Source organism: Sulfitobacter sp. HI0129 (assembly GCF_001635395.1).
In the GTDB taxonomy this organism is placed as follows: domain Bacteria; phylum Pseudomonadota; class Alphaproteobacteria; order Rhodobacterales; family Rhodobacteraceae; genus Sulfitobacter.
Window position 1 is genome coordinate 17,284 of record NZ_LWGH01001124.1, and the last position, 11,376, is coordinate 28,659.

The window sequence follows — 11,376 nt, forward strand, 5'->3', positions numbered from 1 at the left end:
TCAGCCGTCCTCCACATGAAGCAGGAAACCGAGCGCCAGCAGCATCGCCGCCAGCGGCGGGGCCCATGCGGCCAGCAGAACGGGGATCTGGCCGTTCTCTCCGAGAATCTGCGCGAAACTGCGAATGAAATACAAGCCGAACCCCAGAAGCACAGATGTCAGGACAGCGACGCCCGTCCCGCCGAAACGGGTATGGCGCATGGTAAAGGCGCTCGCAACAAGAACCATCGCCGCAAGGAAGAAGGGGCGCGCCAGTTCCGCCTGCATCCAGACCTGATGGCGGCGGGTGCTGAAGCCGGCCTGTTCCAACTGGCGGATGAACTCCGGCAGATCATAGATGGAAACCGCGCCGGGGGTGCCGATGGTCTGGCGGATGCGGTCCAGCGTGAGCGAGGAGGGCAGCGTAAGCTCTTCGGAAGTCTTGGCATTGCCCTCGGCATTGATGCCCGAGATCAGAGGCCATGATTTCACGTTCTTGAGCAGCCAAGCCCCGGGAAAAAGCTGCGCGCTCTCGGCCTCGATCCGACGGACGGGGCCGCCGCCGGGCGCATAGGTCAGGAAGGTCACGTCGAACAGCAGCGACGCATCGGCGTTCGACCGCAGCGCACGGATCACGGTCTGTCCGCTTTCGCCGCCCTGCCGAAGCCATAAGCCTTCTTCGCTGACCGACAGGGCGGAGCCACCGCCGTTGCGATAGCTGTCGGACAGTTGCAGATAGCGCTTGCCCGTGGCCGCCACGATGGGGTTGAGCATGCTCACCGCAAGAACGCCGATGATCAGCGCGACGGTCACGGGCGCGATCAGCGCCTTGAGCGCGGAACGCCCGGCAGCCCGGGTCACCACCAGTTCCGACGACCGCGCAAGCGAGATGAAAAGCGCGATGGTCGCCAATATGACGATGAGCGGCAGGATCAGGTTGATGGTCTCGGGCGCATTCAACAGCGTCATGCCCAGAATGCCTTGCCAGCCGATGTCGTATTCACCGAACTTGCGCGTCTGTTCTACCATGTCGATCAGCATCACCAGCGCGAAAAGCACGAAGGTGATGAACAGAAAGCTCATCGCGAAACGGCGCGCGAAATAGATATGCAGGATCATGCGGCGGCCTTTTTGCGCCGCACCCGGCGCGCGGGATATGAGGCAAGGGTCAGCATCACCACGACCAGCAGCCCCCCAACCAGCGAGGGCAGATACATCAGCGGCCAGAGCGCCGCATCGCCCCGCACGGTATCCACGAGCGTTCCGCGCAGGCCGTCGATGGCGATGAGCAGCCCGAAGGCCACGACAACTTCGCGCCAGACGCCGAAACGGGAATAGCTACCGACCATCAGCGTGGCATAGCCAATCAACGCGGCGATCAGGCAGAAGAGCGGTTGCGCGAAACGGGAATGCACCTCCTCGGCCACGTCGCCCAGCCGTTCGCCGGCCTTCTCGGCCAGCGCGTCCCAGCCGGTGATCAGCTGCGGCGTGGTCAGGTTGCGGATCGAAAGGGTGCGCTCCGAATCCCGCGAGACCAGCGCCGAGATATCGAAGGAGAAATCCTTGAACTTGGCGGTCGAAAGCCGCTTGTCCGCGGTGCTGAGCCGCTGGGCCAGACCGTCCACCATGATCAGCGTCGTGGCCGAACCGTTGCGCACAAGGTAGGCTTCGGCGGCGGTATAGATGGCGCCTTGCGCCGAATTCCGCCGATCCGAAAGAAAGACATCCCGCAGCACACCGTCGGCGTCGATCTGCCGGGTGTAGAAGGTCACGAGGGGGGCGGGATGCAGAAAGACGCCCTCCGTCAGGAGGCGTGCAGTCACGTTGCGGGAAATCTCGGCCTCCCTCCGGGTCAGCTGGTCCTGTGCCAGCGGGACGAGGAAATGGGTCAGTATCGACATCATCGCCGCCACGACGAGCCCGTAGACGAAAACCGGTCGCGCCAGCCGCCACGGCCCCGATCCCGTCGATTGCAGCACTACCATTTCGGATTCGCCCGACATGCGGTTGGTCACATAGACAGAGCCCGCAAAGGCCGCGATCGGCAGGACGGTGGTGATCAGCTTGGGCAGGCCCAGCACCGTGAATTCAAGGAACACGATGGCTGACTGGTTGTCGCCGATCAACCTGTCGAACAGCAGCACCGCCCGGTTGATCCAGAACAGCGCGACGAGCACCAGCGCGAAAAAGCCGAACAGAACGAGGAGCTGCGACAGCATGTAGCGGTCTATTCGTGCCACTGTATTCCCCGACTTCCTGCTGCCTGCGCATTTTTCGCGAATGTTAGCGGATCTCGCGGGGCCGTTAAACTCATATCTGGCCACTCCCCCGATGGCGGGTTAGGTCTTGGGCGAAATCAAGCGAGAGGCACCCCGAATGACCGATCTGACCCCCATTTCCTTCGAAGAGACCGATATCGACCGCATCGCCGGCCACGCAGGCCGGGTCGCGGTGCTGCTGGACCCCGAAGGACGCATGGATACGGGTGCCCGCCGGGTGAACAAGCTGATGCGCGGCGCACTGGAACGGATGACCGAAGGCGCGGCCTTTGCAAAGGCGAAGCCGGGGCAGGTGCTGTCGCTGGCCTATCCCTCCGGCATGGCCGCCGAAGGCGTGGATGTGGCGATCCTGCCCAAGAACGCGGATGTGCAGGCCGCGCGCAAGGCGGGTGCTGCGCTGGCCAAGGCGCGGGGCACCTCCGATCTTCTGGTGCTGGGGGGCAATCACCGGCGCCTTGCCGAAGTCGTCTTCGGCGTGGCGATGCGGGATTACGACTTCACCGATCACAAGAGTTCGCCTGCAGAAAAAGGCGGCAAGGTCACGGTGATGTGCGCCAAGCCCGATGCCGTGTCCGAAGCGGCGGACCCGCTCTTGGCCGTTGCGGGTGGTGCGTTCTTCACCCGTGACCTCATTAATGCGCCCGCGAACGTGCTGACGACCTCCTCCTTCGCGGAGCGTCTGAAGGAGATGGAATCGCTCGGCCTTGAAGTCGAGGTGCTGGATGAGGCCCAGCTCGAAGAGCTGGGGATGCGCACGCTTCTTTCGGTCGGGCAGGGCTCCGTCAGCCCCAGCCACGTGGTCGTCATGCAGTGGAAGGGCGGCAAGGAAGACAGCGCGCCGCTGGCCCTGATCGGTAAGGGCGTCGTCTTCGATACCGGCGGCATCAGCCTGAAACCCGGCAACGGCATGGAAGACATGACGATGGACATGGGCGGCGCGGGCACCGTTGCCGGCGTAATGCGCACGCTGGCTCTGCGCAAGGCCAAGGCCAACGTCGTGGGCCTCGTGGGGATCGTGGAAAACATGCCATCGGGCAATGCGATCCGGCCCGGTGACGTGATCACGTCGATGAAGGGCGACACGGTCGAGGTGATCAATACCGACGCTGAGGGCCGGCTCGTGCTCTGCGATGTGATGTGGTACGCGCAGGAACGCTTCAAGCCCGCTGGCATGATCGACCTTGCAACCCTTACGGGGGCCATCATCATCGGCCTCGGCCATGAGAACGCGGGCGTCTTTTCTAACGACGACGCCTTCTGCGACAGCTTCCTGAAGGCCGCCCGGACGGAGAATGAAGGCGCGTGGCGGATGCCCATGGGCTCGGGCTACGATGACCTGCTGAAAAGCCGTATCGCGGACATGAAGAATATCGGCGGTCGTGCGGGCGGGTCGATCACCGCCGCGCAGTTCCTCAAACGCTTCGTTCAGGACGGCACGCCCTGGATCCACCTCGATATCGCGGGGGTGGCATCGGTGAAGAACGATACGCCGCTCGCCCCCAAGGGGGCCACGGGCTGGGGGGTTGCCGCGCTGAACCGGATGATCGCGGACGGCTACGAAACGGACTAGGCTCTGATGGGCGCGGTCTTTTTCTACCATCTGACGCAGCGGCCGGTCGGTGAAACGCTGGCCATGCTGCTGCACAAGACGCAGGCCAACGGCTGGCGCGCGCTGGTGCGGGGGAGCGATCCCCAGCGCCTCGCCGCGCTGGACGATCAACTTTGGCAGGGCCCGCCCGACAGTTTCCTCGCCCATGGGTTGGCAACGGGCGAGGCGGGCGACGCCGATCAGCCGGTGCTGCTGACAACGCAGCCCGGCAATCCCAACGGGGCCAAATGCCTGATGGCGGTGGACGGGGCGGGCGTCTCCGCGACGGAGGCAGAAGATTTCGTACGCGTCTGCATCCTGTTCGACGGTTTCGACCCCGCGGCGGTGGATGAGGCGCGAACCCAGTGGCGCAGCCTGACGGCGGCGGGACTGGCGGCGAAATACTGGTCCGAAGAAAGCGGACGCTGGGAGATGAAGGCCGAAAGCGGCGGCGCGGGCTGACCGCGCGTCGGCGTCATCGCCAGCGGCTCAGCGGGACAGGCGCAGCTCGCCCTCCGTGATCTCGATCCGGCCCCAGCGTTGCAGATAGCCCATGCCGAGCAGCGATTGGTTCATCTCCCCCTCGCTCACCACGGCGGGAACGTTGCGGTCCGTCACATTGCCCAGCGTCACCGTGTCGAGCCGAACGAAGGCGGTGCGCACCTCGCCATTGGCGGTAAAAGCGCGGCCCGTGAAGTTCAGCGCTTCGGGGTCGAGGCCCGCGCGTGCCGCGTCCTGCCGGGTCAGCACCATGTCGGTAGCGCCGGTATCGACGACGAAGCGGATGGGCGTATCGTTCACCGAAAGCGTGAGGTAGTAATGCGCGTCGCGGCTGCGTGGCACGACGATGGTGCCATCGCTGGCAAATTGCGCGCCGCTGGTCCGCCGGTCGCTGGAAATGTCCTGCCACAGGCCCACGGCAGCGGCGGCCCCGACAAAGATCAGCCCCCAGATGGCGGCCTGCTGCATCGTCTTGTTGAGCCCTTCGCGCGATTGCATGAAAAACCAGCCGGCGACCATGGCCAGCAGCAGGATGAGATAGATCAGGCGTCCGGTTTCGATCTCGGCCATGGGCGGTCTTCCTCGCGTTGCGCTGCCCCAATATAGGGGCTGCCGCCCGAAGTTCAGCCCGTTCCCGGCCCGAAACCGAAGGCAATGAGCCCGTCGAGGATGAACTGCACGGACAGGGCGGCCAGCAACATGCCCAGAAGCCGGGTGATGACGTTGATGCCGACCTTGCCGATGACCCGTTCGAGATAGCCGCTCGCCTGAAGCGTCAGCGCCATGACCACCAGCGTCAGCGCGGTGATCGCCAGCACGGTGATGAGCCCTTCGGCCCCCGGCTTTTCCCCGGTCAGCAGGATCACAGACGCAATGGCGCCCGGACCCGCGATAAGGGGAATGGCCAGCGGAAAGACGGAAGGGTCGTCATCATCTTCGCCGCTTTCCTCGGTCGCGGCTTCGGCCCGATCCTCGCGCCGCTTGGTGCGCCGTTCGAAAAGCATGTCGATGGCCGTAAGGAACAGCAAAGCGCCCCCCGCGACGCGGAAAGCAGGCATGGATATGCCGATGAACAGCAGCACCGCCTCGCCGAAGGCGGCAAAGACCGCCAGCGTCAGGCCCGCAACCAACACCGCCCGCCACGCGATCCGCCGGCGCTGTGCCGCCGTCCGACCGCCTGTCAACGCAAGGAACAGCGGCGCAATGGCGATGGGGTCGACGACGACGAACATCGTCACCAGCGCCGTGATCATATAGGCGGTGTCAAAGGTCATGCGGTGGCCTTTTCCAGCCGGTCGAGCGCCGACATCCAGATGCCTTCCGCCCGTTCGAGCGCTTCCATCACTTCGGCGTACTTGCGGTTCCAGACCTCAAGCTCGCCCACCTTGTCGTTTTCGTACAGTGCAGGGTCCGCCAGCTTCTTGGCGAGTTTGTCGCGCATCTCGTTGATCTTCTCCACCCGCGCTTCGGCTTTCCGCACTTCTGAGCGATAGGCAAGGATGTCGTCCCGGCTGGCGCGCTTGGGTTTTGCCTCGGGTTTTTTCGGGGCGCTTTTGGCGACGGGTTTGTCCGGCGTCAGCAGCATCTTGCGATAGGTTTCAAGGTCGTCTTCGTAGGGTTTGACCGTCCCGCCCGAGACCAGCCAGAGCCGGTCGGCCACCATCGACAGCAGGTGCATGTCATGGCTCACAAGGATGACGGCGCCGGAGTAGCGGGTCAGCGCCTCCACCAGCGCCTCGCGGGATTCGATATCGAGGTGGTTCGTCGGCTCGTCGAGGATCAGCATATGCGGCGCGTCGAGCGTCGCCAGCAGCAGCGACAGCCGCGCCTTCTGGCCGCCCGAAAGCCGCGCCACCTCGGTCTCGGCCTGGTCGGGGCCAAGGCCGAACCCCGCAAGCTGTGCACGCAGCTTGCTTTGCATCACGCCGGGACGGGCAGCGATCATATGTTGCAGCGGTGTTTCGTTCACATGCAACTCGTCCACCTGATGCTGGGCAAAGAAGCCCACGCGCAGCTTGTTCGCCTTGATCTGCCGCCCCGCCATGAGGTCGAGCCGTTCCGACAGCAGTTTCGCCAGCGTCGATTTGCCCTGACCGTTTCGGCCCAGAAGCGCGATGCGATCGTCCTGATCTATGCGCAGGTCAAGCCGCGACAGCACCGGGGTGCCCGGCACGTAGCCCACCGCGCCGCCTTCGATATTGACGATGGGGGGCGACAGCTCCTCCGGCTCGGGGAAGGTGAAAACCTTGCGCGCCGCCTCTTCGGGCGGGGTGATCATATCCATCTTCTCGATCATCTTGAGCCGCGACTGCGCCTGTTTCGCCTTGCTGGCCTTGGCTTTGAACCGGTCGACAAAAGCCTGCATATGCTCGCGCCGGGCCTGCTGCTTTTTCGCCATCGACGCTTGAACCGCGCGCTGTTCGGCCCGCTGGCGCGCGAACTGGTCGTAGGGCCCCTGGTAGTAGGTGAGCTTGCGGTCCTCCAGATGCAGGATGCCGCCCACGGCCCGATTCAGTAGCCCCCGGTCGTGGCTGATGATCAGCACGGTATGGGGATATTTCGCGAGGTAGCTTTCCAGCCAGAGCGCGCCTTCGAGATCGAGGTAGTTGGTCGGCTCGTCGAGCAGCAGCAGGTCGGGCTGCGCAAAGAGCACGGCGGCCAGTGCCACGCGCATCCGCCAGCCCCCCGAAAAAGCGGAGCAGGGCATCTGCTGCTGGGCGTCGTCAAATCCGAGCCCCTTGAGGATGGAGGCCGCGCGCCCTTCGGCGGACCATGCGTCGATGTCCGCCAGCCGGGTCTGAATATCCGCGATGCGCGCGGGATCGGTGGCGCTTTCGGCTTCGGCCAGCAGGGTTGCGCGTTCGACATCGGCGGCAAGCACCGTGTCGATCAGCGATGTTTCGGAAGAGGGGACTTCCTGCGCGACACCGCCGATACGCGCCCGCGAGGGCAGGGACAGGCTGCCCGCATCAAGGGTAAGCTCCCCCCGGATGAGGCGGAAGAGCGTCGTCTTGCCCGCGCCGTTGCGCCCCACGAGGCCGACCTTGTGGCCATCGGGGATCACGGCGCTTGCCTCTTCAAAGAGGGGGCGGCCTTCGACGGAGTAATTGATTTCGGAGATACGTAGCATGGGCGAGCCTCTGACGCGTTGCCCGGCCCATGTCAATCATTGGCCGCGCGGCGCAGCCGGTGTGAAAAGGGGCAGGTGCCGATCCGGGCGGGCTGCTGCATGGCGCGCTGGCCCCGAGTTGTCCCCTTCGCGCCTCCCGATTGGGGCTTTCGCCCTCAGGGGGCGCGTGTTAAACGCGCCGCCAAATTAGCTCTATGAAAGGACGTTATTCATGGCTCTCGAGCGCACCTTCTCGATCATCAAGCCCGATGCGACACGCCGTAACCTGACCGGCAAGATCAATGCCAAGTTCGAGGACGCGGGCCTGCGCATCATCGCGCAAAAGCGTATCCACATGACCAAGGAGCAGGCGGGTGTCTTTTATGCCGTGCACGCCGAACGTCCCTTCTATGACGAACTGTGCGAATTCATGGCATCCGCCCCGGTCGTGGTGCAGGTGCTGGAAGGCGAAAACGCCATCGCCAAGAACCGCGAAGTGATGGGTGCGACCAACCCCGCCGATGCCGCAGAGGGCACCATCCGCGCGGAATTCGCCGAAAGCGTCGGTGAAAACTCCGTCCACGGGTCCGACGCGCCGGAAACCGCGGCGGTCGAAATCGCCTACTTCTTTGCCGGGATGGAACTGGTCGGCTGAAGCGACTGCCATTTTCGGAACGACATTAGGGCCGCAGCGATGCGGCCCTTTCGTGTTTCAGCCTTCGAGCGTCGGATGATGTGAGGAAAGCCGCCCTTCGACGTCTTCGGTGCGCGGCGCCCGGGCAATCTGCCGGTCCAGATGATCCTGCAGCAGATCGACATTGCGGGAATTCGATTTCCAGCCGACGTCGAACAGGTCACCGATAAGCGGCACTGCACCGATCACGAGGTCGATGCCCGTATTGGCCCCCATCCGGGCCAGAAGCGCGGGCGGTGCACCGAGGCGGTGTGCTTCTTTCAGGATATAGGCGGCGGGGGCCAGCGCCAGTGTGTCGCCGATACCGGGCACGAGACCGAGGATCGAATCCCATCCGACGCGGACGCCGACGATCGGCAGGCGGAACGCCTTGTCCATCCGGTGGGCCAGTCGCCGCAGACGGGCCACATCCCGCGTGTGGGGGTGTTCTTCGGTATTCATCGGGGTCCCTTCGCTTCGCGTTACAGATGAACGCACCGAAGGACGGCTGGTTCCGCTCGGGCCAGAGCGGCTGGATTGCGGGCAGGTCAAAGCCCCTTTGGGCGACTGATCGAAGGTGTCACTCTTTTGATGGTCCGGGCGTGGGCGGGATCAGATGCTGGCGTAATCCGTGATGATGGGTTTTGGCCGGGGTCGGGGTTTCTGCCCGGGGTCTCGCGGTGGTTTCGGCGGTTTCGGATCACCGGAACCGGAAGGGATCTTCGCGGTACGTGCCATGTCTGCCTCCTGTATGTCAGGCAGCCTTGGAACCGACTGCCCCGAGGCTATGCTGCTTTGGGGGCATGTCGCCAATGAGGCTCAATTCAGGTAAGATTGTGCCAGTGGCACAGAGCGCCGGTCAGCTCTCCCGCGTCTGCCGACGGAGTGCCGCTGAAACCCCTTCGCGCACCGCGCGCAGGGGGTGGCGGACGATTGGCACGTAATCCTGCTGCCCCATCCCCGGCCCGTATCCCCAGTCGGCAAGCNANGNTNCCNNCCCGGGCGTGANGGTCCAGCCCGGGTAGGCATCGTTGCGGTGACCCGAGGGCAGGGCGAAGTCGTATCGGGGCTCCAGTTGGAGAAACGCGGCAAATGCCTCCATGTGGGCGCGCGGCCTTTCCATGATGTCTTCGTAGCGCAGGATCATCACGCTGTGCAGATGCGCCGCGTCACCCTGCATCCGCCCGTGTGCCTCGATCCAGTGGTCCAATGCCTCCTCCTGGGCGAGGTCCACCCATTTGGCGACCGCGCCCGCCACCGCTTGTGGATGACGGATGACGACGATGAACTGCGATAGCGGAAAAAGCTGCTGATAGAGCCGCATGCGTGAAAAATTTACAGGCGATTTTTCGAGCCGCCAAGGCGCATCTTGGGGTTGAAACCATTTCTCCCAATCCGAAGCGATCCTGTCGCGCACATCGAGCCGGTCGAAGCTGCCGCCTTCGATGTGGTGCTGAGCGGGGTCGGTGGCGAAATGCATCGGCCGCCCGTGCAACGCCGTGTGTGGTATGGCCCCCTGCAGGTAGACGCCTTCGTTTTCGGGCACCGGCGCATCGCTGATGGAGGCGACGTTTTCGAGGCTGGCGATCATACGCGAAACGATCGAAGTGCCCGAACGGTGCAACCCACCCACGAAAACATAACGTGCCATTTTCGCTCCTCTTTTCCGCTGCCGGTACTTCTAGGGTGAACCGGGGGCGGGTCCAGCCTTTTATGTCGGGAACTGATTTCCGGGAACTGTTGTTATGTGGGTACACGGAGGCTCACACCACCGTGAGGTTAAATAGTTAAATTTTAGCGAGGTCGTGATGCGTGTGATGCACATCGCTCTCGGCGGTTGCCTCAAGGCGCCGCCGATACAATACGGTATTACCGACGATACCGGTGGTCATATCGCCTATGTTCTGGGCGCCGCGCAGGCACAGGCCAAACTGTCCGACAACCGATCCGTCACCATCTTGACCCGCGCCTTCGATGACCCCGGTCTGGGTCGCATCCATTCCCAAGAGCGCGAACAGATCTCCGACAAATGCAGCATCCTGCGGCTCCGCACGAAAGATAGCCGCTACCTGCCCAAGGAAGAACTGGACGCCCAGTTGCCCGAGATGACGGGGGCTTTCCTGAACGCCCTGCGCCATGCCGATCACCTGCCGGACATCATCCATGCGCATTTCGCGGATGCCGCCGTATTGGCGCTGGCGGCGCAGCGTGAATTCGGCATCCCGTTCCTCTACACGCCCCATTCGCTGGGGCTGGGGAAAAAGGGGGCGCAACATTCCCCCGCCATGAAGACCCGCATCGCGCAGGAGCGCGAAGCGATCTGCAAGGCCGCTGGCATCATCGTATCCTCCCGCGATGAGGCGGAGCGCCAGGTCGAAGCCTATGGCTGCCACGCGGGGGGCCGGACGCACCGCGTCAATCCCGGCGTCACCCTGCCCGAAGCCGGATCGGTCGAAGCGGCGGAGGAATTGCTGGCCCCTTTCCTGCGGGACTCGGACAAATCCATCGTGCTCGCCATTGCGCGGCCCGTGCGCAAGAAGAACCTCGTTGCCCTGATCAACGCCTTCGGGGAAAGCGCCGATCTGCGGGAGAAGGCGAACCTTGTGATCGTCGCTGGCCTGCGGGAAGGGATCACCGGGGCCAGCGAAGAACAGGACGCAGTGATCACGGAGCTCTTCGATCAGGTGGATCGCCACGACCTCTGGGGGCATGTGGCCCTGCCGCGTCGGCATAGGCCTTCGGACATCGGTGCGCTCTACCGGCTTGCCGCGGAACGGGGCGGCGTCTTTGCGAATCCTGCCTTCTATGAACCGTTCGGGCTGACATTGGTGGAGGCGGTGCAAACCGGTCTGCCGTTCGTGGCCACCGCCAACGGCGGGCCGGTGGATATCGCTGAGATCACCGGCGGCGGCACCGTGGTGAAACCGGAAAAGCCCGGCGCCATCGCAGAGGCGTGTCTGAAATGGCTGAACCGCCCGGGAACCGATCTGCAACTTGCCCGCGCCAGACGTCAGGCCCGTGCCGAGTTCAATTGGGACCGTTGGGCGCAAGAGGTGCAGGCGCTGATGCAGGATCTTTGCGCCGCCCCCGGCGAAAACCCCCGCTGGCTGCGCCGCATCGTCGCCTGCGACATCGACAATACACTCACGGGCTGTCGCGACAGCGCCGCCACCTTTGCAGCAGGGGTCGCGAAAAGGGACGCGGGCATCGCCTATCTGGCAGCCACGGGCCGCAGCATCAGCGAAGC

Annotated in this window: 10 protein-coding genes and 1 pseudogene; 4 read left to right on the top strand and 7 right to left on the bottom strand. The window is 64.1% G+C overall.

The genetic code is table 11. From position 1 onward, the window contains the following. Together lptG and lptF are read right to left on the bottom strand one after the other, a co-directional pair. Nucleotides 1–1,098 carry an LPS export ABC transporter permease LptG gene (lptG, locus tag A3764_RS23590; protein WP_067928349.1) on the bottom strand — a complete coding sequence of 366 codons (1,098 nt, stop codon included), beginning with the start codon at nt 1,096–1,098 and terminating at the stop codon, nt 1–3. Beyond that, entirely contained in the window at nt 1,095–2,219 is a 1,125-nt protein-coding gene (lptF, locus tag A3764_RS23595) for an LPS export ABC transporter permease LptF (RefSeq protein WP_067928352.1), read from the bottom strand. Before lptF ends, lptG begins: the two co-directional genes overlap by 4 nt. Before the next feature lie 136 nt (nt 2,220–2,355). Here lptF and A3764_RS23600 point away from each other — a divergent pair, with 136 nt between their 5' ends. Together A3764_RS23600 and A3764_RS23605 are read left to right on the top strand one after the other, a co-directional pair. Further along, a complete protein-coding gene (locus A3764_RS23600; protein ID WP_067928355.1) occupies nt 2,356–3,828 on the top strand; it encodes a leucyl aminopeptidase in 1,473 nt (490 codons plus the stop codon). A 6-nt stretch (nt 3,829–3,834) separates the two neighbouring features. Beyond that, complete coding sequence (locus tag A3764_RS23605) at nt 3,835–4,308, top strand: DNA polymerase III subunit chi (protein WP_067928357.1); 474 nt, start codon at nt 3,835–3,837, stop codon at nt 4,306–4,308. A 27-nt stretch (nt 4,309–4,335) separates the two neighbouring features. On the opposite strand, the gene A3764_RS23610 is transcribed toward A3764_RS23605, so the two are convergent. The 3 genes from A3764_RS23610 to A3764_RS23620 are packed head-to-tail and all read right to left on the bottom strand — an operon-like array spanning nt 4,336 to nt 7,477. Continuing rightward, nucleotides 4,336–4,917: a retropepsin-like aspartic protease family protein gene (locus A3764_RS23610; RefSeq protein WP_067928360.1), complete on the bottom strand. Its 582-nt coding sequence runs from the start codon at nt 4,915–4,917 to the stop codon at nt 4,336–4,338. Nucleotides 4,918–4,970: 53 nt separating this feature from the next. Beyond that, nucleotides 4,971–5,621 (bottom strand): MarC family protein, encoded by a 651-nt coding sequence (locus tag A3764_RS23615; protein ID WP_067928365.1) that lies wholly within the window; start codon nt 5,619–5,621, stop codon nt 4,971–4,973. Continuing rightward, nucleotides 5,618–7,477 (bottom strand): ABC-F family ATP-binding cassette domain-containing protein, encoded by a 1,860-nt coding sequence (locus A3764_RS23620; RefSeq protein WP_067928368.1) that lies wholly within the window; start codon nt 7,475–7,477, stop codon nt 5,618–5,620. The genes A3764_RS23615 and A3764_RS23620 overlap by 4 nt, the downstream gene beginning before the upstream one ends. Nucleotides 7,478–7,688: 211 nt before the next feature. On the opposite strand from A3764_RS23620, the gene ndk reads away from it, so the two are divergent. Then, the gene (gene ndk / locus A3764_RS23625; RefSeq protein ID WP_067928373.1) at nt 7,689–8,111 is read left to right on the top strand and encodes a nucleoside-diphosphate kinase; all 423 of its coding nucleotides are present in this window, start codon (nt 7,689–7,691) and stop codon (nt 8,109–8,111) included. Nucleotides 8,112–8,168: 57 nt separating this feature from the next. Here ndk and A3764_RS23630 read toward each other — a convergent pair whose 3' ends face one another. After that, nucleotides 8,169–8,591, bottom strand: coding sequence for a DUF4112 domain-containing protein (locus tag A3764_RS23630; protein WP_067928376.1), 423 nt, complete (start codon nt 8,589–8,591; stop codon nt 8,169–8,171). Between the two features lie 397 nt (nt 8,592–8,988). Then, nucleotides 8,989–9,780 (bottom strand): annotated as a pseudogene (locus A3764_RS23635) (sulfotransferase family protein). A 157-nt stretch (nt 9,781–9,937) separates the two neighbouring features. Between A3764_RS23635 and A3764_RS23640 the strand changes: the two are divergent. Further along, nucleotides 9,938–11,376: glycosyltransferase (locus A3764_RS23640; protein ID WP_067952179.1), on the top strand; the 1,439-nt coding region annotated here is incomplete at its 3' end.

Bases quoted from the DNA above. Each gene is read 5' to 3' on its own strand.
- A3764_RS23605 (WP_067928357.1), top strand. From the start codon at position 3,835: ATGGGCGCGGTCTTTTTCTACCATCTGACGCAGCGGCCGGTCGGTGAA.
- ndk (WP_067928373.1), top strand. From the start codon at position 7,689: ATGGCTCTCGAGCGCACCTTCTCGATCATCAAGCCCGATGCGACACGC.
- A3764_RS23630 (WP_067928376.1), bottom strand. From the start codon at position 8,591: ATGAATACCGAAGAACACCCCCACACGCGGGATGTGGCCCGTCTGCGG.
- A3764_RS23600 (WP_067928355.1), top strand. From the start codon at position 2,356: ATGACCGATCTGACCCCCATTTCCTTCGAAGAGACCGATATCGACCGC.
- A3764_RS23610 (WP_067928360.1), bottom strand. From the start codon at position 4,917: ATGGCCGAGATCGAAACCGGACGCCTGATCTATCTCATCCTGCTGCTG.
- lptG (WP_067928349.1), bottom strand. From the start codon at position 1,098: ATGATCCTGCATATCTATTTCGCGCGCCGTTTCGCGATGAGCTTTCTG.
- A3764_RS23615 (WP_067928365.1), bottom strand. From the start codon at position 5,621: ATGACCTTTGACACCGCCTATATGATCACGGCGCTGGTGACGATGTTC.
- A3764_RS23620 (WP_067928368.1), bottom strand. From the start codon at position 7,477: ATGCTACGTATCTCCGAAATCAATTACTCCGTCGAAGGCCGCCCCCTC.